A 25,942-nucleotide genomic window follows, 5' to 3' on the forward strand; every position below is an offset into this window, starting at 1 on the left:
CCGAACTCGAGAGCTCAGAGCCAGCCGGTGCGAGCCGCGGCGACCGGCTCGGGCGGCGACGGGGCCAACTCCCCGTCGCGCACGCCGTCGAGCATCCGTTTGACCGCCGCCACGATCTCCGGCGCGGCCGCGGCCAGGCCGGCCTTGTCGGCGTCGGGCACCTGGTCGGGATCGACCCCCGCCCGGGCCAGCACGGCGGCCGGGTCGGCGAGCTGATCGCTCAGCCAGGCGACCGGGTCGGCCGACAGCTCGGGGACGAAGTGCCGGCGCCCGGGCTCCCAGCCGTCGAACTTCGGGTGGTGATGGGCCCGGTCCAGGGTCCCGGGCGGGCTTTCGGTGGAGCCGAACAGATCCACCCGCCACACCGGGCGGTTGAAGCCGATCGGAACGCCGGCGTAGATGGACCCTTGCGGCTCATCCCGGTCGACCAGGCGCAGTTCCAGCCGGACGCCCCGCTCCGGGGTTTCCTGGCCTTCGAGCGGGCGCGGGTCGACGAAGAACATGTCGCCGACGACGACACCCATGGTTTCGAATCCGAACGCTGCGAGCATGCCCTCGAGCGTAGTCCCGCCGACCGCTCCGGGTCAGGCGCTGATCTCCTCGGCCACCGGTTTGGGCAGCACCTCCAGGTAGTCGGCGAACGCGACCGCCCTTGTGCGGCGCTGGTATTCGTGCACCAGCCCCGGCCAGTTGGTGGTGACCCGCCCGGACGCGGTGCGGTACCAGGAGGCGCAGGAGGTCCACACGCCGGCGTCGAGCCGGGCCTGGACCTCCGCGTCGTAGGCCTGCTCCGCGGCGCGCCGAACCTCGAACGCGCGGGCCACGCCGCCGCGGGCGAGCTCTTCGGTGATCTGGCGGATGTAGCGGGCCTGCTGCTCCATCATCAGGATGATCGAGCTGCTGCCCAGGTTGGTGTTCGGGCCATAGATCAAAAACATGTTCGGGAAGCCCGGCACGGCCATGCCCAGGTGGGCGCGCGCGCCTTCCGCCCACTCGGACTGCAGGTCCCGGCCGTCGCGGCCGGTGATCGTCATCGGGGCGAGGAATTCGGTGGCCTTGAACCCCGTGCCGTAGATGACGACGTCGACTTCGTGCAGCCTGCCGTCGGCGGTGCGCACCCCCGTCGCCGTCACCTCGGTGATCGCGCCGGTCTGCACGTCGACGTTGGCACTGGCCAGCGCCGGATACCAGTCGTTACTGAACAGCACGCGCTTGCAGCCGATCGGGTAGTCGGGGGTCAGCTTCGCCAGCAGCACCGGATCCTTGATGTGGCGCTTGAGATTCAGCGACGCGGCGACGCCCACCAGCCGGGCGAGCGGGGCCACCTTGGTCAGCGCGAGCCCGAAGAACTCCGAGATCTCCCAGATCAGGCCGCGCATGGCGGCGGCGAAGCCGGGCGCCTTGGCGAACGCGGCGTGGTGCGCGGCGGTGTAGGCGCGGTCGGGCTTGGGGACGATGTAGGGCGCGGAGCGCTGAAAGACGGTGACCTGCCCCGCGGTCTGGCGGATGCGGGGGACGAATTGGATCGCGGATGCGCCGGTGCCCAGGACGGCGACGCGCTTGCCGGTCAGGTCGACGTCGTGGCGCCACTGCGCCGAATGGAACGAGGGACCCGCGAACGTGTCGAGCCCCGGGATGTTCGGCAGCGCCGGCCGCGACAACTGGCCCACGGCGGGCACCAGCACGTCGGCCTCGAACACCTCGCCGGACGAGGTCTCGACCCGCCAGGTGGCGGTTCCGTCGTCGTAGGCCGCCGACGTGACCTCGACCCCGGTGCGCACCATGTCGCGCAGGCCGAACCGGTCGGCGGTGTCGTGGATGTAGCCGAGGATGTCCGGCTGCTCGGCGTACCGACGCCCCCAGTCGGTCTTGCGGGCGAAGGAGTACGAGTACAGGTTCGACGGGACGTCGCAGGCGGCGCCGGGGTAGGTGTTCTCCCGCCAGACGCCGCCGATGTCGCCGGCCTTCTCCAGCACCGTCACGTCGGCCAGGCCGTCCCTGGACAGCTCGTAGGCGGCGGCGAGGCCACCGAAGCCGGCCCCGATCACCAATACGCGAGGACGAGTTGAAGTCATGACTGAAACGGTAGGGCCGGGCCGCGTGTCACCGGCAGCCGATTGCGGTCGGCGAATCCATAATTCCGGCCACGATCAGACGGCGACCAACCGCCCGCGCGGCGCCACCGACCGCTGGTAGCGCGCGGGAGTGGTGCCCGTCCACCGCTTGAACGCGGCGATGAAGCTCGTCGCCTCCGCGTAGCCCAGCCGCAACGCCACGTCGTCCACCGACAGCGCGCCCGTCGCCAACAGCTCCTCGGCGAGGACCCGGTGCACCTCCTCGAGGAGATCCCGGAAGGTGGTGTTCTCCTCGGCCAGCCGCCGCCGCAGCGTCCGTTCGCTCATCGCCAGCTGCCGGGCGACGGCCGCGATGGTGTGGGGTTCGCCGTCGATCGAGGCGAGCCGCTCGCGGACTTGCCGGGCGACCCCGGTCCGCTCCCGGCGCCGCTCCAACAGCGCGCGGCATTGCTGCTCGCACATGGCCACGCTGATCTCGCTGGCCTGGGGCAGCGGGTTGTCCAGCAACTCGGCCGGCCACCGCGCCACATTGGCCGGCGAGCCGTAACGCGGGGGCACGCCAAATTCCTTGAGGGCCAAGGTGTCCGACGACGGCGCCGGACCCTCGAACTCGATCGACGTGAACGGGACGGCGCGGCCGAGCAGCTCCGACATGACTTGGGCGATGGCCGTCAGGTCGCGTCGCACCAGGAATTCCGCGACTGCGCCGGTCAGGTCGGGCAGGTCGAGCCGCAGCGCCGCCTCCGGCCCGTCCACGGTGACGCTCGGCAGGCAGAAGCCGTAGCTGAGCTCGTAGAACCGGGCCGCGAACCGGACGGCGTCGCCCAGCGTCGAACTGGTCAGGCAAGCGAAGCCGAAGATGCCCAACGATCCGACGTGATAGGCGCCGCCGACCTGCACCCCGAGGTTGGCGGGGTCACCCAGCAGGTTGACCAGGTTCGTCACGACGGCCAGCTCCTGGCGGCCGACGATCATCCGGTTGTGGTCGCGCAGGTCGGGCTCCGACAGGCCGGTCCCGTCGAGCACGTCCGCTACGGCAAGGCCCTTCGCGCAACCGAATTCGGCCATCAGCGCGACGCTGGCCATGCTGCGCGGGAAATCCCAGTGCGAGACCTGGCGACCGGCGAACACCTGCACGTGTCCAGTATGGCGAACGGCGAAACCGCCGAACGTGCGCGCACTGCGCGAATCAGCCCGAAACCGCGGGCTCAGTGTCCGCTCAGTGTGGACCGCTAGGCCGCGATGTCGCCGGTGATCGCGCGCCGCGCGTCGCGTTGCGCCCGCTTGCCGCGCCGCCAGCCGCGCACGGTCTCGATGGCGGTCTTCAGCCCGCGCCGGCGGCCGGTCTCCGGGTCGGTGCCCGCGAATTCGGGCCCCAGCTCGTCGAACATCCGCTCGCTGCGGGTTTCGGGCGCGTTGTCGGCGTCGTCGCGCAGGTATTTGTTCGGCAACGACAGCTTGGCCAGCGTGCGCCACGTCTTGCCGTACTGCACCAGGAACGACCCGGTCGTGTAGGGCAGGTCGTACTTGTCGCAGATTTCGCGCACCCGCACCGCGATCTCCGCATACCGGTTGCTCGGCAGGTCCGGGAACAGGTGGTGCTCGATCTGGTGGGACAGGTTGCCGCTCATGAACCGCAGCGCCGGCCCCGCCTCGAAGTTGGCGCTGCCCAGCATCTGGCGCAGGTACCACTGCCCCTTGGTTTCGCCGATCATGTCGGTCTTGGTGAATTTCTCTGCGCCATCGGGGAAATGGCCGCAGAAGATGACCGCATTGGCCCACACGTTGCGAATGATGTTGGCCACCGCGTTGGCCTTCAGCGTGGACCGGTACGTCGCGCCGGGCGACAGCGCGGTCAGCGCCGGGAAGGCGACGTAGTCCTTCACCACCTGCCGGCCGGCCTTGGCCAGGAACTCGTCGACCCGCTGCCGGGCGTCGTCGTGCTCCATGCGCTTCTTGACGATCTTGCCGATCTCCACGTGCTGCAGGCCGACGCCCCACTCGAAGAGCAGCGCCAGCATGGTGTTGTAGACCAGGTTGAAGAGGTTGAACCGCTTCCAGCGCTGGTCGCGGGTGACACGCAGCAGGCCGTAGCCCACGTCGTCGTCCATCCCGAGGATGTTCGTGTACTTGTGGTGCACGAAGTTGTGGGTGTAGCGCCAGTGCTTGGACGACCCGCTCATGTCCCACTCCCACGTCGAGGAGTGGATCTCGGGGTCGTTCATCCAGTCCCACTGGCCGTGCATGACGTTGTGGCCGATCTCCATGTTCTCGATGATTTTGGCCACGCCCAGCGTTACGGTGCCGGCCCACCAGGCCGAGCGGCGAGAACTGGCGGCCAGCAGCAGCCGGCCGGATACCTCCAGCGCACGCTGGGCCGCGATGGTGCGGCGGATGTAGCGGGCGTCCCGCTCGCCGCGCGAGTCTTCGATGTCCTGGCGGATGGCGTCCAGCTCGACGGCCAGGTTTTCGATATCGGCGTCCGTCAGATGGGCGAATACGTCGACGTCGGTGATCGCCATCGTCTTCTTCTCCCTACGGTTTGATTTGTCCGTCCTGAACAGGTCAAGACCTACGCTATCGTAACCTACGAATCCGTAGGTTACCTGTGAGTAGCCTTTAGATGTCGAGCACGCAGTCGCCCGAGGCGGCCGAGACACACGTCTGAATCCGGGTGCCCGGATCGTGTTCCACGCCGGTGCGCAGGTCGCGAACGTGACCCTCCACCAGACCCACCACGCACGACTGACATATACCCATTCGGCAGCCGAACGGCATCTGCACGCCAGCCCCCTCCCCCGCGTCCATCAACGACGTGGCGGCGTCGGCAGCGACGGCGCGGCCGCTCTGCGCGAAGGTGACCGTGCCGCCCGCGCCTGCCGGCGCGGCCTTGGACACCGCGAACCGCTCCAGGTGCAGCCGGTCGCCGATGCCCGCCGCCGACCAGATCTTCTCGGCCTGGGCCAGCATGCCCTCCGGCCCGCAGGCCCACGTGTGGCGTTCGCGCCAGTCCGGCACCTCGTGATCGAGCAGGGCGAGGTCGAGCCGGCCCTGCGAGCGGGTCTCCCGCAGCTTCAGTCGGTAGCCCGGGTGGTCGGCGGCCAGCGCGGCCAGCTCGGCGCGAAACATCACGTCGGATTCGGTGGGCGCCGAATGCACGTGCGTGATGTCACCAATCTGGTTGCGCCGCACCAGGGTTCGCAGCATCGACATCACCGGGGTGATCCCGGATCCGGCGGTGAGGAACAGGATCGACGACGGCGCCGGATCGGGCAGCACGAAGTTGCCCTGCGGCGCGGCCAGCCGGACGATGGTCCCCCGCGCGACGCCGGCCACCAGGTGGGTCGAGAGGAAACCCTCGGGCATCGCCTTGACGGTGATGGTGACGGTGCGCGCGGAGCCGGATCCGGACGTCTCGGCGGGGCTGGACGTCAGCGAATACGACCGCCAACGCCAGCGTCCGTCCACCAGCAGGCCGATCCCGATGTACTGGCCCGGCTGGTAGTCGAAGTCGAAGCCCCACCCCGGCTTGATCACCAGGGTCGCGGAATCCTCCGTCTCGCGGCGCACCTCGAGGATGCGGCCCCGCAATTCTCGCGCGGACCACAGCGGGTTCGCCAGGTGCAGGTAGTCGTCGGGCAGCAACGGTGTGGTGATGCGCGCGGCGATCTTGCGCAGCGCGTGCCAACCGGGATGGCGGTCCGCGCCCGCGACAACGGGTCGCTTGGTCTCGACGACGTTGCCCTTGATAGCGGGGTTACGTCTGCCCAGCGGAAGCTCCTGCTCACTACGCGGCGTCTTGGTTGCGCTCACCATTGTGGTCGATTCCTGGGGCCTCACGAAACCTACGGTACCGTAACCTACGGTTGCGTAGCTAGGGCGGCGCGCCCCGAACGCGTCACATTCGGCGTCAGAGCAGCTCGAGCAGGAACGGCAGCTCCTGGTTGGCGTACCAGGCCAGATCGTGGTCCTGAGCGTCGCCGACCACCAGCTCGGCGTCCTCATCGCCCAGGTCGGCGGCGTCGATGACCTCAATGGCCTTCGTCACGTCCGGCTCGGCCGCCGCGTTGTCGACGTACGCGGCGACCACATCCTCCAGCGCGACGGGCGCGCCGAGTCTCACCACGGCGTCGTCGAGGTCGGGACGGAAGGTGACGTCGCCGACCTCGGCGGCCAGCACCGCACGCCGCGGCGGCAGGGCACCGCCGGAGGCGGCTTCCTCCGCTTCCGAGTCGGCCAGCAGGCGCAGCGACGCCAGCGCCGCCTCGCGCAGCGCGACCTCGGCGAGCTCGTCGTCGTCACCCTCGGCGTAGGACTCCCGCAACGTCGGCGTCAGCGCGAACGCGGTGCCGTTGACGGGCATCAACGAGCCGTCGGCGACCAACCGCTGCAACATGGCCAGCGTGGCCGGGATGTAGACCAGCGTCACGAGGCCCCCATCAGTGTGGCCGCGTAGTCGTCGACGTACTTGGACAGCTCACGCGGCGGACGCTGGTAGTTCCCGCTCACCACCGGGGCCTTGGGCAGCTTGACCTGGGGCCGCTCGACGTCGTGGTAGGAGATGGTAGCCAGCAGATGCGCCATCATGTTCAGCCGCGCGTGCTTCTTGATGTCCGATTCCACCACGTACCACGGGCTGACCGGGGTATCGGTGTGCACCATCATTTCGTCCTTGGCGCGAGAATAATCCTCCCGCCGATACAGCGACTCGGTGTCCATCGGGCTCAATTTCCATTGCCGCACAGGGTCATTCAGCCGGGCCCTGAATCGACGCAGCTGCTCGTCGGCGGAGACCGAGAACCAATACTTGCGCAGCAGAATCCCGTCGTCGATCAACATCTGCTCGAGGATCGGGGTCTGCCGCAAGAACAGCGCATGCTCTTGGGGCGTGCAGAATCCCATGACTTTTTCCACGCCGGCGCGGTTGTACCACGACCGGTCGAACAGCACGATCTCCCCTTTGGCGGGCAGGTGCGCGATGTAGCGCTGGTAATACCACTGGCCGCGCTGCCGATCGGTCGGCGCGGGCAACGCGACGATGCGGGCGACGCGCGGGTTGAGATATTCGGTGATCCGTTTGATGGTTCCGCCCTTGCCCGCTCCGTCGCGGCCTTCGAAGATCACCACGAGCCGCTGGCCGGTGTGCCGCACCCACTCCTGCAGCTTCACGAATTCCGTTTGCAGGCGGAACAATTCGGTGCGGTATACCTCGTCGGAAATCTTGGGCGCTTTAGCTGCCGCCGATTTCGCCGGTTTCGCCTTCGGGGTTTTCGTCGTGGTACTCACATCAACGAATGATAGAACCGGCCGCTTTTCACTTGGACTAATTAGCGGGAAGCTTCCAGCAATTCTTCGAGCGATTGGCTCAACAGCCCGGGCAGCAGGTCCACGTCGCTCATGGCTTCGCGGTCGGCGTTGATGCCGAAATACAGCATGCCGTTGTAGGAAGTCACGCTGATCGCGAGCGCCTGATTGTGCAGCAGCGGCGGCACGGCGTACGTCTCGAGCAGCTTGGTGCCCGCGATGTACATCTGTGACTGGGCCCCCGGCGCGTTGGTGATCAGCAGGTTGAACGTCCGCCTGGAGAAGGTGGGGAAACTGGTGGCGACGCGGATGCCCATGGCATGCAGCGTGGGGGGCGCGAATCCCGACAGGGTGACGATGGTCCTGGCGTCCACCAGGCGCGCGCCCGTCGGGTTCGATTCGGTGGCGTGCGCGATCTGCGACAACCGCACCACCGCGTTCGGCTCCCCCACCGGCAGGTCGACCAGGAAGGGCGTCACCTGGCTGATCGCCTGGCCGGGGCCGGTCGCGTCGAGCTGGCCGTCGGCATAGACCGGCAGCGGCGCCATGGCCCGCACCGTCGCGGTCGGCGATACCGCCACCCCGCGTGACATCAGCCAGTTGCCCAGCGCGCCGGCGATCACCGCGAGCACCACATCGTTGACGTCGCAGTCGTACCGCGCGCGCACCGCCCGGTAGTCGTCGAGGTTGCCGCACGCCACCGTGAACCGCCGGTGGCGCGAAACGGTGGCATTGAGCGGGCTGCTGGGTGCGGTGCCGCGCGCGACGGTGCGGGCGAAGTCGAGCACCCGGCGCCCGGCGGCCAGGATCTCGCCATGGTTGGTCACCAGCCCGCCGATGGCCGACCCGACGGCCTGCAGCTGGGCGCCCGGCCCCACGAACCAGTCGCCGATCGCGCCGAAGATCAGGCGCGCGTCGCCCGGGTCGCGCTCCGGGACCCAGATGTCCTCGGGAAACGCCGGCGGCCGCTTCGTGCGGTCGGCGATGACGTGGTTGATCTCCAGCGCCGTCATGCCGTTGATCAGGGCTTGGTGCGACTTGGTGTAGAGGGCGACCCGGTTCTTGGACAGGCCCTCGACGAGATACATCTCCCACAGCGGCCGCGTCTTGTCCAGCGGCCGGGCGGCCAGGCGGGCGATCAGCTCGTGCAACTGTTCGTCGCTGCCCGGCGACGGCAGTGCGGAGCGCCGCACGTGATAGGTGATGTCGAAGTCGCCGTCGTCGACCCACACGGGGCGGGCCGAGCCGACCCGGACCTCCCGGACCTTCTGCCGATAGCGCGGGATCTGGGGTAGCCGTTGTTCGACGGTGGCCAGCAGCGTCTCGTAGCTCAATCCCGCGCGCGGCCGGCGCAGGATGGACAGCGATCCGACGTACATCGGGGTGGCCGTGTTTTCCAGCCGAAAAAACGACGCGTCCGATGGGGACAGCCGGGTCACCATGGGGGCGCAGTCCTCCTCGTCGAATCATCGCCCTGTTGCTGAAGGAGATGTGCCCCGCCCACGGTAATCGTCTCGCCGGGTTCCGGCCGAGCGCGGGTACGCGCGCGCCGCGGTTGTGCCATGATGACCACTGCCTGCCACTCTCCAGCGGGCTCAGGTTCGACCGAAGAGTTGGAGAGTGCGTGGTGAACACCAGTCCTGTCGCGGGTCCGTCCGACGTGTTCGCCGTCCAGCCCGTCGTCGACTACGAGCCTCCCCCGCAGGACGTCCCGCGCGGCGTTCCCGCCTGCCGGCCGTCGGCGCGCGCACCGCTGCGCCGGCGCAGCCCGCACCCCTACCCGCCCGGGCGGCAACCGGCGGAGCCCGCCCGCGCCGCAACGTCGCCGCAGATGCGTCAGGCGGCGGCCTTCGCCGACGCGGCGCTGCGCCGAGTGCTGGAGGTCATCGACCGCCGGCGGCCGGCCGCGCAGCTGCGCCCGTTGCTGACGCCCAGCTTGGTGGATTCCGTGGTCGCGCTGGGCCATTCGGCCGCCGGGCGCGCCGGCGCCGCGGTGCTGCGGCGGGTGCGGCTGCAGCCGGCCGGCCACCGGGACCCCGAGGCCGCCGCCGAGGTCTCGGGCTCCTACAGCCGCGGGAACCGGATGCACGCCATCGCCTGCCGGGTCGAGCGGGTGCCCGCCGACGCCGGCGCCCGGTGGCTGGTGGTGGCCCTGCACATCGGTTGACCCGCGGTGCTCAAGACCCGGTGGGCGCCAGCGGGCCTCCGGTGTAGCGGGTGAGCACGGGGCCCAGGATCGCCATGATGAACACGTACGACGTCGCCAGCGCGGCGACCGCGGGGATCGACGTGCCGGCCAATCCGATGATGATCAGCGAGAATTCGCCCCGGGCGATGAGTGCGGTGCCCGCGCGCAGCTGCCCGCGCCGCGCCACCCCGTCGCGCCGGGCGGCGAAGATCCCGGTGGCCACCTTGGTCGCCGCGGTCACCGCGGCCAGTATCAGCGCCGCCGGAAGCATCGGGATCAGCGCGTGCGGGTCGACCGAAAAGCCGATCCCCAGGAAGAAGATCGCGGCGAACAGGTCGCGCAGCGGGCCCAGCACCCGGCGCGCGCGTTCGGCCGTCTCGCCGGTCAGCGTCAGCCCGACCAGGAACGCGCCCACGGCGGCGGACGCGTGCAAAGACTCGGCCGCCGCCGCCACGATCAGGGTGATGCCGAGCACCCGCAGCAGCAACTGTTCGGAGTCGGGGTGTTCGACCAGCCGGCCGACGTGATGGCCCCAGCGGAAGGACGCGGCGAACGCCGCCAGCAGCGCGGCCACCGCCACCACCATGCCGCCGACGGCGTGCAGCCACCCGCCGCCGGCCGCCAGCACCGCGAACAGCGGCAGATAGGCCGCCATCGCGAAGTCTTCGAGCACCAGCACGGACAGCACCGCCGGCGTCTCCCGGTTACCGAGGCGGTGCAGATCCTCCAGCAGCCGGGCGATGACTCCCGAGGAGGAGATGTAGGTGACGCCGGCCAGGCACAGGATCGCCACGCCGTTCAGTCCGAGCAGCCAGCCCGCCACCGCGCCGGGCGCCGCGTTGAGCACGATGTCCACGCCCGCCGACGGCAGGTGGTGGCGCATGCTGGTGGCGAACTCGGCCGCGGAGAACTCCAGGCCCAGGGTCAGCAGCAGCAGCACGACGCCGATGGGCGCGCTGGTCGTGATGAACTGGCCACCCGCGTCCAGCGGCAGGATCCCGCCCTTGCCCAGGGACAGGCCCGCGAGCAGGTAGACCGGTATCGGCGACAACGCGAATCGGCGTGCGATAGCGCCCAATACGGCCAGCGTCGCCAGGAGGGCGCCGAGCTGTAGCAGCAGCGCCCACGAAACCTGCACCGGCTCAGCCCTTGTCGATTATCTGCTCGACAGCGGCGATGCCGTCATGGGTTCCGATGACGATCAAAACGTCTCGGGCATAAAGCATTTCGGACGGGCCGGGCGAGGCGAGCACCTCCTCGTTGCGCACGATCGCGACGATGGAGGCGCCGGTCCGGGTGCGGGCGCGGGTGTCGCCCAAGGGGTGGTCCACGAAGGGGCTGTTGGCAAGGATGTGGACCTGCCCGGTCTCGAGTCCCGGGATTTCCCGGGCCAGCTCGGTGAACCGCTCCGCGATCCGGGGCGCCCCCAGGATCTGGGCCACCGCCTCGGCCTCTTCGTCGCTGAGGTGCAGGAGCGGCCGGGCCTCGTCGGGATCCTCCCGGGCGTACACGACGACCTCGAAGTCGCCGCTTCGCCGTGCGATGATGCCGATGCGGTCGCCCTTGTGATCGGTGAATTCGTAGCGAAGGCCGACGCCCGGCAGCAGCACCTCCTTGACATCCATACCGTCAATCCTGACAGGTGGGACGAAGGTGTCGGCACCGGATCGCCGACCTCCTACGGAACTGCTAGAGAATCAGCCCTGCCGCGCCATCCCCGCCGCGCGGCGGCGCGGAATCGGCACCAGCATCGACACCTCGCGGCGGTAATCGAGGTATTGGTGGCCCAGCGACGCGACCAGGTCGCGCTCCTCCAGCTGGGTGGCGACCAGGATGTAGAGCGTCATGCCGATCGAGAACAACAGATGCCCGGCCGTCATGACGGGCGCGGCCCAGAACGCGATGCCCATCCCGAGCATCAGGGGGTGACGCACCACGCGGTAGAGGAGCCGGACGCGGAATTCGACGTTCGTGTAAGGCTGTTGGCGCGACGCCAGGTACACCTGCCGAAGCCCGAACAGGTCGAAGTGGTTGATCAGGAACGTCGCCAGCAACGCGATCGCCCAGCCGAGCCAGAACAGCGCCCACAGCACCGCGCGGGCGGCCGGCATCCGCACATCCCAGATGACCGTCGGCATTGTCCGCCATTGCCAATACAGCACGGCCAGCACGACGCTCGAGAACACCACGTAGGTGCTGCGCTCGATCGACGACGGCACGAAACGTGCCCACCACCGCTTGAAGGCGGGCCGGGCCATCACGCTGTGCTGCACCCCGAACAGGGCGACCAACGCCGCGTTGATCGGCACCGCCTCGGCGATCGGCGCGGCAAGCCCACGATCGACGCTTCGGGGCACCGCGAAATTGCCCACGAAACCGATGAGATACAGGAAGGCCGCGAGGAAGAGCAGATACGCCGCGGCGCCGTAACCAAGCGTCAGATATCGCTTCATGGGCTAAGTGTCCGTCGGCCAGGCACGTTCGGATATAGGTCGTTTGCCTCATCTTTGCCGGGCGGGGCACTAGGTATTTTTGACCAGTCCGTTGCGCAGCGCGTACATGCTGGCGCCGATGCGGTTCGATACGCCGATCTTGGCGTAGGTGCGCTCGACGTGGTTGCGGGCGGTCTTCTCGCTGATCACCAGCGACGCCGCGATGTCCTTATTGGAGGCGCCGCGCGCGACCAGGCAGAGCACTTCGATCTCCCTGGGGGTCAATCCGTCCGGCCGCACCTTGGGCCGCTGCGCGGGTTGACCCGCCGCGTGCAGCACCGCTTCGACGGCGACCGATTCGAGTTCGCCGGCGTGCGCCCGGGCGCGCAGCCGCCGAGCCGCCGCGTCCGGGGACATCTGGTCGCGATACGGCCTGGGCTCGCAGGCGGACTGGTAGCAGACCGCGGCCGCCAGGATGCGGTCCGGCAGCCCGAGCGCGGACCCGGCGAGACCGCGCGGATATCCCGAACCGTCCAGGCATTCATGGTGATTGCCCGCGACCTCCGCGAGCTGCCGCAGGCCCGGCACCTGGTTGAGGATGCGCACGGTCAGATACGGGTGCAGCCGGACGCGTTCGAATTCCGAGGCCGTCAGCGGCCCTTCCCGCGACCAGATCTGGTTCGACACGCCAATGCGGCCGAGGTCGTGGACGTGACCCGCGCGTCGGGTCAGCGCCACCGCGTCGGCGTCGACCCCCGCGGCGCGCGCGGCCACCTCGGCGAGCCGGGCCACCGCGCGCGAATGCCCAAGGGTGAAAGGGCATTTCAGGTCGACGAAGTCGCCGAGGGCAACGAGCAGGGTGTCCAGCGATTGGTCGTCGAGCCGCTCATGCCGGTCGGGCGCGGCGGCCAGTGCGGCGGCCCACGCGTCGCCGGCCGGCGGGCCGGCCAGGATGTCCTCGCCGTGGCGCAGGAAGGCGTCGGCGACCTGCGGGTCGAACTGGCCGCCGCGCCGGTCGCGCACCATGGCCTCGGCCCCCGCGAGACCGTAGGTGCGATGGTGCACCTCGACCATGTCGGCCAGCTGAGCGATCCGCATCTGGATCGGGATCTCGTCGCCCCTGGCGCCGGCGGGCAGCCCGCCGCCGTCGTAACGCTCGAACGCGAACGCCACCGCCGCCTGCACGTGGGGGCCCAGGCCCATTCGGTCGGCCAAGACGGCCGCGGAGGTGCAATGCGAGTGGATCAGGCGGGAGATGTGGCCGCGTGCGTTGGCGAAAAGCGTTGCCATGACGCTCAATCGGTGCGCCAGCGGCTGGCCCCGACCCACGTTGCCGGCCAGGAACCGCAGATAGGGCAGCCCGGACCAGTCCACGAGGTACGAGTCGTGGCGCACGGCGATGTCGTCGCCGAACCACCGCGCGTATTCGTGGGAGTCGGCGTGACAGCCGATCCACATGATCAGGGTCGTGTAGTACGTGCAGTCCCGCTCGCTGGTGTCGAGCCCCAGCCGGTCGGCAAGCCTGGTCGCGATCAGCGCCGCCCGCAGCATGTGCTCGGCGGGCTGGCCCAGGCCGAGGTCGATCGCCACCGACAGCGCCGCCAGCAGCTCCGCCCGGGTCGGCAGTTCGGGCTCCGACATGGGCCTCATTGTGCCCAGCTCATCGGTCCGCGGTCAGCCGATTGGCACAGTGCGCCCGACGGCCTGATGGCGGCCGGCGTCGAAGGTGTCGAAGTGGCCCGAGCCCACCACGAACAGGCCGCGCTGCGGCGGCCGGAAGCCGGCCAGCCGGGGTTGGTGCGGCAGCGGGCCGACCGGCCCGAGGTCCACCTCGCGCCAGGCCGCCCGCGAATGGGCCACCGCCCACACCCGTGCCGGGGCGATCATGAATCGCTGCCCGTTGGGCGCGGTGCCGGAGAGGCGGACCCGGCCGGCCCGCAGGGTCGGGCCCGCGGCCCGGCCCAGGGCGGCCAGCACCGCGCGATTGGTCCACGCCCGCGCCGGCAGCCGCCCGCCGACCGCGCTCATCAGTCGCGTGGACCCGGTGGTGCCGATATCGATGTGCCAGGCGAGCAACCCCGGGATCTCGACGAACAGCGACCAGGGGGTGACCCAGGCGACGTCGATGTCGCACTGCACCGCATCGTTGGGGGTCGCCGAGCTGAAGAAGCGGGCGCAGCTCTGCGGGCCCGGCGTCGTCGCGTAGAAGGTCCACGCGCCGTCGGGGTCGCGGTGCCACACCGACCGGTAGCCGGGCGAGAACGACGTCGCCGGAAAGACCCGCAGCGCCAAGTAATGCCCGCTGGCGAACGGAAGACCCATCACGCCGAAGCCGACGAATCGTTCGTCGTCGCCGGATGGCAGGCGGGGGTTCTGCAGGACCGCCGTGGCGGCGGCCAAGGGAGTGTTCGAGGTGATCATGCGTCGATCGTCGGCGCCCGCGGTGCCCCGACGCATGGGGCGGCTGCCTCAAATCCTCGGGCCGAGTGTGAAGCTAGGCGCACACTCGACGCCGAGTGTGAAGCTAAGCGCACACTCGGCGCGAAGGCGCGAAGCCGCGGAGGGGCGGCGCGAAGGGGCGGAGGCGAAGCCGACCTAGCGGCGCTTGACCGACTTCGGCGGCTTGGCGCCGCGGCCTTGCTGCCTGGCGGCCGCGCGCCGCTCGCGCCGGGAGCCGCCGCCCGCCACGCCCGCCGGCGTCCGCTGACCGTCGCCGCCGTTGCGCTGCACCTGCGCCGAGCCGTCCTCCGATGGGCCCGAGTAGGTCATGGCCGGGGCCTCGTTGTCAATGCCCTTGGCGCGCAACTGGGTTGGCGGCTCTTCCCGCGGCGGCGGGGCGGTGTCGCCCTGGTCGGCGGCGGTTCCGAGGTCCTTGAGACCCTCCGGCGTTTCCACCGGCGCGACCTGCGGGGACGGCACCGCCTCGACGGTGACGTTGAACAGGAAGCCGACCGACTCCTCCTTCATGCCGTCGAGCATGGCCATGAACATGTCGTAGCCCTCGCGCTGGTACTCCACCAGGGGGTCGCGCTGCGCCATCGCCCGCAGCCCGATGCCCTCCTTGAGGTAGTCCATCTCGTAGAGGTGTTCGCGCCACTTGCGGTCGATGACGTTGAGCAACACGTTGCGCTCCAGCTGCCGCATCGCGCCTTCGCCCGCGATCTCTTCCAGCTCGGCTTCCCTTGCGGCATAGGCCCGTTCGGCGTCTTTGAGCAGCTCGTCGAGCAGCTCCTCGCGGGTGAGGTCGTCGCGATCGGAGTCGGCGTCCACGCGCATCAACGTCTCGTGGTCGATGCCGACCGGGTACAGCGTCTTGAGCGCGGTCCACAACGCCTCGAGGTCCCAGTCCTCGGCGTAGCCGTCGGCGGTCGCGCCGTTGACGTAGGCGGTGACCACGTCGCGGACCATGTCGAGCGCCTGCTCCTTGAGGTTCTCGCCCTCCAGGATGCGGCGACGCTCGGCGTAGATCACCTTGCGCTGCTGGTTCATCACCTCGTCGTACTTGAGGACGTTCTTTCTGACCTCGAAGTTCTGCTGCTCGACCTGCGTCTGGGCGCTCTTGATCGCGCGGGTGACCATCTTGGCCTCGATGGGCACGTCGTCGGGCAGGTTGAGGCGGTTGAGCATCGCCTCGAGCGCGGCGCCGTTGAACCGGCGCATGAGCTCGTCGCCCAGAGACAGGTAGAAGCGGGACTCGCCGGGGTCGCCCTGCCGGCCGGAGCGGCCTCGCAGCTGGTTGTCGATGCGCCGCGACTCGTGCCGCTCGGTGCCCAGCACGTACAGGCCGCCGGCCTCGACCACCTCGGCGGCCTCCTTGCCGGCCTCCTCCTTGACCTTGGGCAGCTCCTCGTGCCAGGCCGCCTCGTACTCCTCGGGGGTTTCCACGGGGTCCAGCCCGCGCTCGCGCAGCCGCTGGTCGGTGAGGAAGTCGACGTTGCCGCCCAGCACGATGTCGGTACCGCGGCCGGCCATGTTGGTGGCCACCGTGACCCCGCCGCGGCGGCCGGCCACGGCGACGATGCCGGCCTCCTGCTCGTGGTACTTGGCGTTGAGCACGTTGTGCGGGACGCGGCGCTTCTGGAACTGGCGCGACAGGTACTCCGAGCGCTCGACGCTGGTGGTACCGATCAGGACGGGCTGGCCCTTCTCGTAGCGCTCGACGACGTCGTCGACCACCGCGATGTACTTGGCCTCCTCGGTCTTGTAGATGAGGTCGGACTGGTCGGTGCGGACCATCGGCTTGTTGGTCGGAATGGGCACCACGCCCAGCTTGTAGATCTCGTGCAGCTCGGCCGCCTCGGTCTGGGCGGTCCCGGTCATGCCGGCGAGCTTGTCGTAGAGCCGGAAGTAGTTCTGCAGCGTGATGGTGGCCAGCGTCTGGTTCTCGGCCTTGATCTCGACGTGCTCCTTGGCCTCGATGGCCTGGTGCATGCCCTCGTTGTAGCGGCGGCCGTAGAGCACGCGGCCGGTGAACTCGTCGACGATCAGCACCTCGCCGTCGCGGACGATGTAGTCCTTGTCGCGGTTGAACAGCTCCTTGGCCTTCAGCGCGTTGTTGAGGTAGCTGACAAGCGGCGAGTTGGCGGCCTCGTAGAGGTTGTCGATGCCGAGCTGGTCCTCGACGAACTCCACCCCGAGCTCATGCACGCCGACGGTGCGCTTGCGCAGGTCCACCTCGTAGTGGACGTCCTTTTCCATCAGCGGGGCCAGCCGGGCGAACTCGAGGTACCAGTTGGAGGCGCCGTCGGCGGGACCGGAGATGATCAGCGGGGTGCGGGCCTCGTCGATCAGGATCGAGTCGACCTCGTCGACGATGGCGAAGTTGTGCCCGCGCTGCACCAGGTCGTCGAGCGAATGCGCCATGTTGTCGCGCAGGTAGTCGAAGCCGAACTCGTTGTTGGTGCCGTAGGTGATGTCGGCGGCATACGCCACCCGGCGCTCGTCGGGCGTCATCTGCGCGAGGATCACGCCGACCTCCAGACCGAGGAAGCGGTGCACGCGGCCCATCCACTCGCTGTCGCGCTTGGCCAGGTAGTCGTTGACGGTGACGACGTGTACGCCTTTGCCGCCGATGCCGTTGAGGTAGGCGGGCAACACCGAGGTCAGGGTCTTGCCCTCACCGGTCTTCATCTCCGCCACGTTGCCGAAGTGCAGCGCCGCCGCGCCCATCACCTGCACGTCGAACGGGCGCTGGTCGAGCACCCGCCAGGCCGCCTCGCGGGCCACCGCGAACGCCTCGGGCAGCAGGTCGTCGAGGCTTTCACCGTCGGCGTGCCGCTTCTTGAACTCGTCGGTCTTGGCCCGCAGCTCCGCGTCGGTCAGCTTTTCGACCTCGTCGGACAGGGTGTTGACGTAGTCAGCCACCCGCTTGAGACGCTTGAGCATGCGACCTTCGCCAAGGCGCAGCAACTTCGACAGCACAGCTATGTCCCCTGTTGGTTAGGAGTTTCTTCTCTTGAAGCGACTCCCATCGTAGGTGACGACGGCGCGATGGCCGCCGACGCGGCGATCGCAAGCGCGGCACCGCCGGGCGCGGCGGGCCGCCGCCGGACAACCCGTCAGGACAGCCGGATCAGCCCGTAGTCGTAGGCGTGCCGGCGGTAGACCACGCAGGGCCGCTCGGTCTGCTTGTCGTGGAAGAGGAAGAAGTCGTGCCCGACGAGCTCCATCTCGTACAGCGCGTCGTCGACCGTCATCGGCCTGGCCGGATGCTCCTTGGTCCGTACGATCCGGCCGGGCTCGTGGTCCGTGTCGGCGCCGTCGTGCTCGGCCGGCGGCTCGGGCAGGCGTTCCTGCGGCGCCGGTGGCACGACCGCGGTGGCGGCGGCCAGCGACACCGGCGTCTTGTCGCCGTAGTGGACCTTGCGCCGATCCTTGACACGGCGCAGCCGGTTCTCCAGCTTGTCGACCGCGGACTCGAACGCCGCATAGAAACTGTCGGCGCAGGCCTCCGCCCGGCTTACCGGCCCGCGGCCGCGGGCGGTGATCTCGACGCGTTGACACGATTTGCGCTGCCGCCGGTTGGGCGCGTGTTTGAGCTCGACATCGAACAGATAGATGGAGCGATCGAACCGCTCGAGGCGGGCGAGTTTTTGGGAGACGTACACCCGGTAGTGGTCGGGGATTTCTACGTTGCGGCCCTTGAAGACGACTTCGGCAGTGGTCATCGGTTGAACTTGGCCGTCGGTTTGCGTCGGCGGTTGGTCGAGAATCTGACCGGAATCCACGGATAGCCTTGACATACGTGACAACTCGTTTCTCTTTCACGTCGCACGCGCCCTGCGTGCCCGGCTTGCTGACGCGCCGACGAGGTGGGGAGAGCGGGTCTTTCACCTAGATCACCGCTGCAGGCTGCTCGCCGATGCAAGGTGTCGAATACTCACCCCTTCCCGCGAGTGGGGTCTCAACCTGGGAATGTCGCAACCAGTGAGTCAGACCAGTGAGTCGATTAACGTTGTTCTCGACGTTAGCTCTTGTTCGCCTCGCCATGCCACTGATTTCGTGGAGCTGTTGCGAGTTCTTCACATACTCTTGGCGGTCGCACAGCTCATGCGGCCGCGACCGTCAGCACCGCGGTCACCCGAACCCCCGCCGCCCGCAGCACCCGCACCGACTCGCGGGCCGTGGCCCCGGTGGTGACGACGTCGTCCACGATCAAAACCTCGGTGCGCGGCGGCGTCCGCCGCAGCAGCACCCGGCCCGCGATGTTGCGTTCGCGGGCGGTGGTGCCCAGGCCCACCGAGTCGCGAACCAGCGCCCTCATCCGCAACGCCGGGGCGACGGCGATCGCGGGGTGGCCGGCCACCGCCGCGCGCGCAAGCCGGGTGACCGGGTCGCCGCCGCGGCGGCGCGCCGCCGAGCGGCGGGTCGGGGCGGGGACGACGGTCAGCGGGACATCGACGATGCCCCAGGACAGCAGCCGGTGCACGCCGATGGCCAGCGCACCCGCCAGCGGCCCGACCAGATCCGTGCGGCCGTGCTCCTTGAGCGCCAGGATCGCCGCCCGTCGCGCGCCGGCGTAGCGGCCGAGCGCGAACACCGGCACCTGCGGATCGACGCGCGGGCTCATCACATGCGGCTGGTCGGCCGCCACCGACAGCTCCCGGGCACACGCGGCGCACCATCGGGTCGACGGCGCCCCGCAGCCTCCGCACTGCAACGGCAGGATGAGATCCAGCACGGGGTCAGTGTCGCCGGCGGCACCGACAGCCGGGAGAGGTCAGCCCGGCAGTACCGGCGCCGCCCCGAACACCATCAGGCCCGGCACCTCCGACCACCCCTGCTGGCTCTCGGCGGCGGCCGCCGAATACTGCAGCACCCCTTGGGGGTCCCCGACGTAGACCGTCGACGGGTTGGCGGCGACCGTCAGCACCGGCATCTGCAGGCCCCGGGCGGGCGCGTCGGAATTCACCCCGTCGAGGTTGACGTACGACACCGGATGGCTGGCGTCCGTGCGGGTCACCACGATGTCGTCGCCGGTGCGCCAGGACAGCGACACCACCGAGTTGCCCAGCCCGAAGCCGAGCCGCCGCGGATACGTCAGGGCGTACTGGCCGGCCTGCGTCTGCTCGACGCTGGCCAGGATCACCTGGCCGCCGATCACCATCGCCGCGCGCGTGCTGTCGCGCGACAGCTGCAGGTCGGTGATCGGCCCCGGGAAGCGGGTGGACACGGCGACGGAGTCGACGGGGATGCGGGCGGGCTGACCCGACGCCGGTTCCTGGATCGCCCGCAGCACGTTGTTGCCGTCCACCACCACCCACACCGCGTCGTCCAGCGACCAGCTCGGCCGCGTCAGGCCGTGCCCGTCGGCGGACTGAACCGCCTCACCGCCGAGGTCGCCGATCCACAGCGAGGCCGCCTCGTCGGGCGCGCCGCGGTGCAGGGTGACCACGGACGCGACCTGGCGCCCGCTGCGCGACAGCGCGGCGCCGGTCTGGTCGCCCATCCGCCCGAACGCGCCGGGCACATTGGTGAAGTGCTGGCCGTCCAGGGAGACCAGCGAGCCGTTCACCAGGGCATGCAGCCCGGCGCCGGCGCCGTCGGCCACGCCTGGGTCGGTGGCGGCGACGTCGGAGGTCGTCCATCCCTCGGCGAACCTGTCGTCCAGCGGGGCGCCGTCGGCGTTGATCACGTACGGGCCCCGGATGTCGGCCCGCGCCAGCGTCCAAATGATCTGCGCGGCAAGCAAAGCCCTGCTGTGCGGGTCGGTGGTGGACAGCTTCTCCAGGTCGATGCGGGCGCCGCCGTATCCGCGCCCGATCCCGTTCTTGCCGCCGTCGGCCCGGGTCACCGGCCCGCGCAGCCGCAGCGGCGGGGCGAGCAGGTTGCGCACCGTGTGCGCCATCTCGGGGCGCGGCCCGGCGATCAGCTTGGAGACCAGCTCGGTCGCCAGCTGGTCGTGGTCGGCCACCGCCACGTAGCGCGGATCGGGCACCACCGTCTTGCCGGTCGGGTCGGCGAAATACAGCGTGTTGCGCTTGTACGTCGACTGGAACTGCTGCCAGTCCAGGAACACCCCGTTGGGCAGGCGGTCGATCCGCCACCCACCCGAGGTCTTGACCAACTCGATTGGGCCGGGGTCGGGCAGCACCCCCTCGGCCGTCTCGAACACCCCCATGTCCGACAGCGACCCCAGGATGTCCGCCCGCATGGTCGCCGAAACCCGTTCGGCGGCGCGGGTTTCCACGAACACCACGTGGTCGATCAGCAGCGCGCTACCGGCGTCGTCCCAGGCGTTGGACGCCGATTGGGTCAGGAACTGGCGGGCCGCCAGATGCCGGTTCGCGGGATCGGCTGTGGCCTTGAGGAACTCGCGCAGCAGCACGTCGGGGTCCATGCCCGGGGTCGGCTTGGGCAGGTTCGACGGCGCCGGCCGCTCGACCGTGCCGATGGCCTGGGGCGCCGACGAGCTGGGCACGCCCGCGCAGCCGGCCAGCAGCGCGGCCAGCATCAGCAGGCCCAGCAGCCGGCGCATCATCCGCTCCTCTCCGCGTGTTCGCGTTGCCGCGAACGCTCTTTGGGCTGCGGGCCGGTGTTGGCCGTCGGCGGGACGGGCTTCATGGGCAGCGGGCTGGTGGTCACCTTGTGGCCGCGAACCAGCGGCAGCGTGAGCCGGAAGCACGAACCCTCGCCGGGCTCGCCCCAAGCCTCCAGCCGGCCCTGGTGCAAGCGGGCGTCCTCCACGCTGATCGCCAGGCCCAGCCCGGTGCCGCCGGACCGGCGCACCCGCGACGGGTCGGCCCGCCAGAACCGGCTGAACACCAGCTTCTCCTCGCCGGGCCGCAGCCCCACCCCGTAGTCGCGGACAGTGACCGCCACGGTGTCCTCGTCGGCGCCCATCCGGATCTGCACCGGCTTGTGTTCGGCGTGGTCGATGGCGTTGGCGATCAGGTTGCGCAGGATCCGCTCCACCCGCCGGGTGTCGACCTCGGCGATCACCTCCTCCTCGGGCAGGTCGACGAGCAGCTCGATGCCGGCGTCCTCGGCCAGATGACCCACGTTGCCGAGCGCGCTTTGCACGGTGGTGCGCAAATCGACTGCCTCAACGGACAATTCGGCCACACCCGCGTCGTGGCGGGAGATCTCCAGCAGGTCGTTGAGCAGCGACTCGAACCGGTCCAGCTCGTTGACCATCAGCTCGGTGGACCGGCGCAAGGTCGGGTCCAGATCCTCGCTGTGGTCATAGATCAGGTCGGCGGCCATCCGCACGGTGGTCAGCGGGGTGCGCAGCTCATGGCTGACGTCGGAGGTGAACCGGCGCTGCAGGTTGCCGAACTCCTCGAGCTGGGTGATCTGGCGGGACAGGCTCTCCGCCATGTCGTTGAACGACACCGCGAGCCGGGCCATGTCGTCCTCGCCGCGCACCGGCATCCGCTCGGACAGGTGCCCCTCGGCGAACCGTTCGGCGATCCGCGATGCCGACCGCACCGGCACCACCACCTGGCGGGAGACCAGGAGCGCGATCCCGGCGAGCAGGACCAGCAGCACCGCGCCGCCGGTGATCATGGTGCCGCGGACCAGCGTGATGGTGGCCTGCTCGTTCTTCAGGGGGAAGATCAGGTACAGCTCCAGGTTGGCCACCTGCGACGAGGCCGGCGTACCCATGATCAGCGCCGGCCCGGAGAAACCGTCGGTGTGCACGGTCGCGTACTGGTAGGACGCCTGCCCGGCCTTGACGAAGCCGCGCAGCGAATTGGGCACCTGGTCGACGGGCCCGGCCGTGGTCGCCGCGCGTGGCCCGTCGCCCGGAACGATCAGCACCGCGTCGAACGCGCCGGCCAGCCCGGCACCCGACGCGTAGTCGGTCTTAGACGTCAGCGTGTTGCGGGCCAGCTGCAGGCTGCTGTCCAGCGAGCGCGTCTCCTCACCGCTGACGATCCCGCCGACGGTGGTGCGCGCGCGCTCGATCTGCTCGATGCCGGCCCTGACCTTGACGTCGAGCACCCGATTGGTGACCTGAGAAGTCAAGACGAAACCGAGCGCCAGGATCACCGCCAGGGACAATCCGAGCGTCAGCGCGACCACGCGCAGCTGCAAAGACCGGCGCCAAGCGACGGCCACGGCTCGACTCACCGCGCCCAAGCCACGAGTCATCGGGCCGGAGCGCCCCCAGCGGCTCCGAGTGCGTCGCCGGGAGCCCCAGATCACCGCCGGCGCCCTCCCCCACGACGCACTTCAAAGAAGGCGCGGATCACGGAGGTCCGGCCTTGTAACCCACTCCTCGAACGGTCAACACCACGGTCGGGTTTTCAGGATCCTTCTCAACCTTGGCCCGCAGACGCTGGACGTGCACGTTCACCAGGCGGGTGTCCGCCGGGTGCCGGTATCCCCACACCTGTTCGAGCAGCACATCACGAGTAAACACCTGCCGCGGTTTACGCGCCAACGCGACCAGCAGGTCAAACTCGAGCGGCGTCAGGGAGATCTGCTCGCCGTTGCGGGTGACCTTGTGCGCCGGCACGTCGATCTCGACGTCGGCGATGGACAGCATCTCCGCCGGCTCGTCGTCGTTGCGCCGTAGCCGCGCGCGCACCCGCGCCACCAGCTCCTTGGGCTTGAACGGCTTCATGATGTAGTCGTCGGCGCCCGACTCGAGGCCGAGGACCACGTCCACGGTGTCGGTCTTCGCGGTGAGCATGACGATCGGGACGCCGGAGTCGGCGCGCAGGACGCGACAGACGTCGATGCCGTTCATGCCGGGCAGCATCAGGTCCAACAACACCAGATCGGGGCGCAGTTCGCGCACCGCAGTCAGGGCCTGGGTGCCGTCACCGATGACCGCGGTGTCGAAACCCTCCCCACGCAACACGATGGTGAGCATCTCGGCCAGCGAAGCGTCGTCATCGACGACGAGAATCCTTTGCCTCATGGAGTCCATGGTGTCACCAGATCGGGACAAACCCGGCGCGCCACACGGGCGTTTCTTGCTCCGAGCCGCAAATATGGATGCAATTTCGGTCAAATTCGGCTGCTCGGCGCCCCCGGCGCGTCCTCCCGGACCGTCCCGTGGACGTCCTTCGCGCCGATCAGGGTGGCGGCCAGGCGGGCCGGATCGACGTTCGCGTCGGCCACCAGCCAGGGTCCGCCCCAGCCCGCGGCGGCCAGCTCCGCATACACCGCGCCGGTCCGGAGCTGCAGTTCGTCGTCGCGTTCGTAACTGTCGCGGGCCCGCCCCGGGTCGGCCTCCGCCCGGCTGCGGGCGCGCTGCCCGGCCAGCTCCGTCGGCACCGCGAGCAGCACCTGCCAGTCGGGCGCGGGCAGCCGCAGCCGCCGGTATTCGAGCTCGAGAACCCAGTCGGCCGCCGCTCCGGCCGCGCCCTCGTGCAGGCGCGCGGCGCTGTAGGCCGCGTTCGACGCGACGTAGCGGTCCAGGATCACGACGTCGTGCTCACGGCGCAGCGCCTGGATGTCCTCGGCGGCCCCGGCCCGGTCGAGCGCGAACAGCATCGCCATCCCGTAGACCGACGACGACAGGTCGCCGTGCCCGCCGTGCAGGGCCTCGGCCGCGATGTCGGCGGTCACCGATTTCCCGTAGCGCGGGAACGCCGTGATCGCCACCGATTTCCCGGCCGCCTCGAAGGCCTTGCGCAGGCCCTCGGACAGCGTCCGCTTGCCCGCGCCGTCGACGCCTTCGATCGCGATCAGCACGCCGCCGAGCCTATCGCCGCCTTCGAGCGTGAAGTTACTTTCACACTCGGTGCCGAACGTGAAACTAGTTTCACGTTCGGCAGAGCGACCCGGCTCAGTAGCGGTAGTGGTCGGCCTTGTAGGGGCCGTCGACGTCGACGCCGATGTACTCGGCCTGCTCCTTGGTCAGCTTGGTCAGCTTCCCGCCGAGCGCCTCCACGTGGATGCGGGCCACCTTCTCGTCGAGGTGCTTGGGCAGCCGGTACACCTCGTTGTCGTACTCGTCGTTCTTGGTCCACAGCTCGATCTGCGCGATCACCTGGTTGGAGAAGCTGTTGCTCATCACGAACGACGGGTGGCCGGTGGCGTTGCCCAGGTTCAGCAGCCGGCCCTCGGAGAGCAGGATGATCGACTTGCCGGTGTCGGGGAACGTCCACACGTCCACCTGCGGGCGGATGTTGGTCTTCGTGGCGCCGGAGCGCTCGAGCTGCGCGACCTGGATCTCGTTGTCGAAGTGCCCGATGTTGCCCAGCACCGCGTAATCCTTCATCGCCTTCATGTGCTCGAGGGTGATGATGTCCTTGTTACCGGTGGCGGTGATGACGATGTCGGCGGTGCCGATCGCGTCCTCGACGGTCTCCACGTCGAAGCCCTCCATCAGCGCCTGCAGGGCGTTGATCGGGTCGATCTCGGTGACGACGACGCGCGCACCCTGGCCCTTGACCGACTCGGCGCAGCCCTTGCCGACGTCGCCGTAGCCGCAGACCAGCACCTTCTTGCCGCCGATCAGCACGTCGGTGCCGCGGTTGATGCCGTCGATCAGGGAGTGGCGGCAGCCGTACTTGTTGTCGAACTTGGACTTGGTGACCGAGTCGTTGACGTTGATCGCCGGGAAGGCCAGGTCGCCGGCCGCGGCGAACTGGTACAGGCGCAGGACGCCGGTGGTGGTCTCCTCGGTGACACCCTTGACCGACTCCGAGATCTTGGTCCACTTGTCCTTTTCGGCGCCGAAGCGGGTACGCAGCAGCTCCAGGAAGACCTTCCACTCGCTGGGGTCGTCGTCCTCCGCGGGCGGCACCACGCCGGCCTTCTCGTACTGGGCGCCGCGCAGCACCAGCATGGTGGCGTCACCGCCGTCGTCGAGGATCATGTTGGCCGGCTCGTCGGGCCAGGTCAGCATCTGCTCGGCCGCCCACCAGTACTCCTCCAGCGTCTCGCCCTTCCAGGCGAACACCGGGACGCCCTTGGGCTCCTCGGGCGTGCCGTGCGGGCCGACGACCACCGCCGCGGCGGCGTGGTCCTGGGTGGAGAAGATGTTGCACGACGCCCAGCGGACCTGCGCACCCAGCGAGACGAGGGTCTCGATGAGCACCGCGGTCTGCACCGTCATGTGCAGCGAGCCCGAGATCCGCGCCCCCTTGAGCGGTTGGACTTCGGCGTACTCGCGACGCAACGACATCAGGCCCGGCATCTCCTGCTCGGAGAGCTCGATGTCCCGGCGACCGTAGTCCGCCAGCGACAGGTCGGCGACCTTGAAGTCGATGCCGTTGCGGACGTCGGCGGTCAGCGAACTTTCAGTCGTCGTCATTAACGTTCCATTCCTTCTGCGGCTTGGGTTCCAAGAGGATTACTTAGCTTAGGTATACGCTCTTGCGCCACTGTAGTCGGCGGCCCAGGCGCGGGCAGTCGTCAGGGGACGTTGACGACGCCGTGACGCTCCGCGAACGGCGTCATCAGCCGCGCCAGGTCCGCCGCCACATCGTGATCGGCCTCCGGCGGCATCGACACGTAGCTCAGGGCCAGCCGCACGATGG

Annotated in this window: 22 protein-coding genes and 1 pseudogene; 1 reads left to right on the plus strand and 22 read right to left on the minus strand. The window is 69.4% G+C overall.

The genetic code is table 11. The annotated features are described in order from the left end of the window. Window positions 1-14: 14 nt before the first annotated feature. The 8 genes from A5681_RS00260 to A5681_RS00295 all read right to left on the minus strand — a co-directional run bounded on the left by A5681_RS00260 (window position 15) and on the right by A5681_RS00295 (window position 8,821). The gene (locus A5681_RS00260; RefSeq protein WP_067268482.1) at window positions 15-551 is read right to left on the minus strand and encodes a hypothetical protein; all 537 of its coding nucleotides are present in this window, start codon (window positions 549-551) and stop codon (window positions 15-17) included. A 33-nt stretch (window positions 552-584) separates the two neighbouring features. Then, a complete protein-coding gene (locus tag A5681_RS00265; protein WP_067268485.1) occupies window positions 585-2,075 on the minus strand; it encodes a flavin-containing monooxygenase in 1,491 nt (496 codons plus the stop codon). Between the two features lie 75 nt (window positions 2,076-2,150). Then, entirely contained in the window at window positions 2,151-3,212 is a 1,062-nt protein-coding gene (locus A5681_RS00270; protein WP_082968140.1) for an AraC family transcriptional regulator, read from the minus strand. Between the two features lie 95 nt (window positions 3,213-3,307). Beyond that, window positions 3,308-4,597, minus strand: a complete 1,290-nt coding sequence (locus A5681_RS00275; protein WP_067268487.1) for a fatty acid desaturase family protein — start codon at window positions 4,595-4,597, stop codon at window positions 3,308-3,310. 97 nt (window positions 4,598-4,694) lie between these two features. Beyond that, the gene (locus A5681_RS00280) at window positions 4,695-5,888 is read right to left on the minus strand and encodes a ferredoxin reductase (protein WP_419866283.1); all 1,194 of its coding nucleotides are present in this window, start codon (window positions 5,886-5,888) and stop codon (window positions 4,695-4,697) included. A gap of 97 nt (window positions 5,889-5,985) precedes the next feature. Continuing rightward, a complete protein-coding gene (locus A5681_RS00285; protein WP_156737780.1) occupies window positions 5,986-6,504 on the minus strand; it encodes a DUF6912 family protein in 519 nt (172 codons plus the stop codon). Continuing rightward, the gene (gene ppk2 / locus A5681_RS00290) at window positions 6,501-7,361 is read right to left on the minus strand and encodes a polyphosphate kinase 2 (protein ID WP_067268489.1); all 861 of its coding nucleotides are present in this window, start codon (window positions 7,359-7,361) and stop codon (window positions 6,501-6,503) included. The genes A5681_RS00285 and ppk2 overlap by 4 nt, the downstream gene beginning before the upstream one ends. Window positions 7,362-7,402: 41 nt before the next feature. Next, complete coding sequence (locus A5681_RS00295) at window positions 7,403-8,821, minus strand: WS/DGAT/MGAT family O-acyltransferase (RefSeq protein ID WP_067268492.1); 1,419 nt, start codon at window positions 8,819-8,821, stop codon at window positions 7,403-7,405. 185 nt (window positions 8,822-9,006) lie between these two features. Between A5681_RS00295 and A5681_RS00300 the strand changes: the two genes are divergently transcribed. Continuing rightward, window positions 9,007-9,546 carry an Rv3235 family protein gene (locus A5681_RS00300; RefSeq protein WP_067268494.1) on the plus strand — a complete coding sequence of 180 codons (540 nt, stop codon included), beginning with the start codon at window positions 9,007-9,009 and terminating at the stop codon, window positions 9,544-9,546. A 10-nt stretch (window positions 9,547-9,556) separates the two neighbouring features. Here the strand turns inward: A5681_RS00300 and A5681_RS00305 are convergent, their stop codons facing one another. The 14 genes and pseudogenes from A5681_RS00305 to A5681_RS00370 form a co-directional block, all read right to left on the minus strand. Next, window positions 9,557-10,705, minus strand: a complete 1,149-nt coding sequence (locus A5681_RS00305) for a cation:proton antiporter (protein ID WP_067268496.1) — start codon at window positions 10,703-10,705, stop codon at window positions 9,557-9,559. A 4-nt stretch (window positions 10,706-10,709) separates the two neighbouring features. Then, window positions 10,710-11,192 (minus strand): cation:proton antiporter regulatory subunit, encoded by a 483-nt coding sequence (locus tag A5681_RS00310; protein WP_067268500.1) that lies wholly within the window; start codon window positions 11,190-11,192, stop codon window positions 10,710-10,712. A gap of 72 nt (window positions 11,193-11,264) precedes the next feature. Beyond that, a complete protein-coding gene (mddA, locus tag A5681_RS00315) occupies window positions 11,265-12,020 on the minus strand; it encodes a methanethiol S-methyltransferase (RefSeq protein WP_067268502.1) in 756 nt (251 codons plus the stop codon). 69 nt (window positions 12,021-12,089) lie between these two features. Further along, the gene (locus A5681_RS00320) at window positions 12,090-13,640 is read right to left on the minus strand and encodes an HD domain-containing phosphohydrolase (RefSeq protein ID WP_082968141.1); all 1,551 of its coding nucleotides are present in this window, start codon (window positions 13,638-13,640) and stop codon (window positions 12,090-12,092) included. 33 nt (window positions 13,641-13,673) lie between these two features. Continuing rightward, the gene (locus tag A5681_RS00325) at window positions 13,674-14,420 is read right to left on the minus strand and encodes a hypothetical protein (RefSeq protein WP_067268507.1); all 747 of its coding nucleotides are present in this window, start codon (window positions 14,418-14,420) and stop codon (window positions 13,674-13,676) included. Between the two features lie 174 nt (window positions 14,421-14,594). Further along, on the minus strand, window positions 14,595-17,420 hold the full coding sequence (gene secA, locus A5681_RS00330) for a preprotein translocase subunit SecA (RefSeq protein ID WP_067268509.1): 2,826 nt from the start codon (window positions 17,418-17,420) through the stop codon (window positions 14,595-14,597). 137 nt (window positions 17,421-17,557) lie between these two features. After that, window positions 17,558-18,226 (minus strand): ribosome hibernation-promoting factor, HPF/YfiA family, encoded by a 669-nt coding sequence (hpf, locus tag A5681_RS00335; protein ID WP_067268512.1) that lies wholly within the window; start codon window positions 18,224-18,226, stop codon window positions 17,558-17,560. Window positions 18,227-18,546: 320 nt separating this feature from the next. Continuing rightward, the gene (locus A5681_RS00340) at window positions 18,547-19,179 is read right to left on the minus strand and encodes a ComF family protein (RefSeq protein WP_067268514.1); all 633 of its coding nucleotides are present in this window, start codon (window positions 19,177-19,179) and stop codon (window positions 18,547-18,549) included. Window positions 19,180-19,218: 39 nt separating this feature from the next. Next, entirely contained in the window at window positions 19,219-20,979 is a 1,761-nt protein-coding gene (gene lpqB / locus A5681_RS00345) for an MtrAB system accessory lipoprotein LpqB (RefSeq protein ID WP_067268517.1), read from the minus strand. After that, window positions 20,976-22,649 carry an MtrAB system histidine kinase MtrB gene (gene mtrB, locus A5681_RS00350; RefSeq protein WP_082968143.1) on the minus strand — a complete coding sequence of 558 codons (1,674 nt, stop codon included), beginning with the start codon at window positions 22,647-22,649 and terminating at the stop codon, window positions 20,976-20,978. The genes lpqB and mtrB overlap by 4 nt, the downstream gene beginning before the upstream one ends. A gap of 43 nt (window positions 22,650-22,692) precedes the next feature. After that, on the minus strand, window positions 22,693-23,379 hold the full coding sequence (gene mtrA / locus A5681_RS00355) for a two-component system response regulator MtrA (RefSeq protein WP_007168097.1): 687 nt from the start codon (window positions 23,377-23,379) through the stop codon (window positions 22,693-22,695). Window positions 23,380-23,459: 80 nt separating this feature from the next. Beyond that, window positions 23,460-24,149: a dTMP kinase gene (locus A5681_RS00360; protein WP_067268522.1), complete on the minus strand. Its 690-nt coding sequence runs from the start codon at window positions 24,147-24,149 to the stop codon at window positions 23,460-23,462. A 94-nt stretch (window positions 24,150-24,243) separates the two neighbouring features. Beyond that, on the minus strand, window positions 24,244-25,716 hold the full coding sequence (gene ahcY / locus A5681_RS00365) for an adenosylhomocysteinase (RefSeq protein ID WP_067268524.1): 1,473 nt from the start codon (window positions 25,714-25,716) through the stop codon (window positions 24,244-24,246). Window positions 25,717-25,817: 101 nt separating this feature from the next. Continuing rightward, window positions 25,818-25,942, minus strand: a pseudogene (locus A5681_RS00370) (TetR/AcrR family transcriptional regulator); the annotation flags it as partial.

Source organism: Mycobacterium scrofulaceum, assembly GCF_001667885.1.
Classification (GTDB): Bacteria; Actinomycetota; Actinomycetes; order Mycobacteriales; family Mycobacteriaceae; genus Mycobacterium; species Mycobacterium scrofulaceum_C.

What these genes read in the sequence shown, in the direction of transcription:
- A5681_RS00260 (WP_067268482.1), bottom strand. Translation starts at nt 551, where the DNA reads ATGCTCGCAGCGTTCGGATTCGAAACCATGGGTGTCGTCGTCGGCGAC.
- A5681_RS00265 (WP_067268485.1), bottom strand. Translation starts at nt 2,075, where the DNA reads ATGACTTCAACTCGTCCTCGCGTATTGGTGATCGGGGCCGGCTTCGGT.
- A5681_RS00275 (WP_067268487.1), bottom strand. Translation starts at nt 4,597, where the DNA reads ATGGCGATCACCGACGTCGACGTATTCGCCCATCTGACGGACGCCGAT.
- A5681_RS00295 (WP_067268492.1), bottom strand. Translation starts at nt 8,821, where the DNA reads ATGGTGACCCGGCTGTCCCCATCGGACGCGTCGTTTTTTCGGCTGGAA.
- A5681_RS00310 (WP_067268500.1), bottom strand. Translation starts at nt 11,192, where the DNA reads ATGGATGTCAAGGAGGTGCTGCTGCCGGGCGTCGGCCTTCGCTACGAA.
- mddA (WP_067268502.1), bottom strand. Translation starts at nt 12,020, where the DNA reads ATGAAGCGATATCTGACGCTTGGTTACGGCGCCGCGGCGTATCTGCTC.
- A5681_RS00320 (WP_082968141.1), bottom strand. Translation starts at nt 13,640, where the DNA reads ATGTCGGAGCCCGAACTGCCGACCCGGGCGGAGCTGCTGGCGGCGCTG.
- A5681_RS00325 (WP_067268507.1), bottom strand. Translation starts at nt 14,420, where the DNA reads ATGATCACCTCGAACACTCCCTTGGCCGCCGCCACGGCGGTCCTGCAG.
- lpqB (WP_067268517.1), bottom strand. Translation starts at nt 20,979, where the DNA reads ATGATGCGCCGGCTGCTGGGCCTGCTGATGCTGGCCGCGCTGCTGGCC.
- mtrA (WP_007168097.1), bottom strand. Translation starts at nt 23,379, where the DNA reads ATGGACTCCATGAGGCAAAGGATTCTCGTCGTCGATGACGACGCTTCG.
- ahcY (WP_067268524.1), bottom strand. Translation starts at nt 25,716, where the DNA reads ATGACGACGACTGAAAGTTCGCTGACCGCCGACGTCCGCAACGGCATC.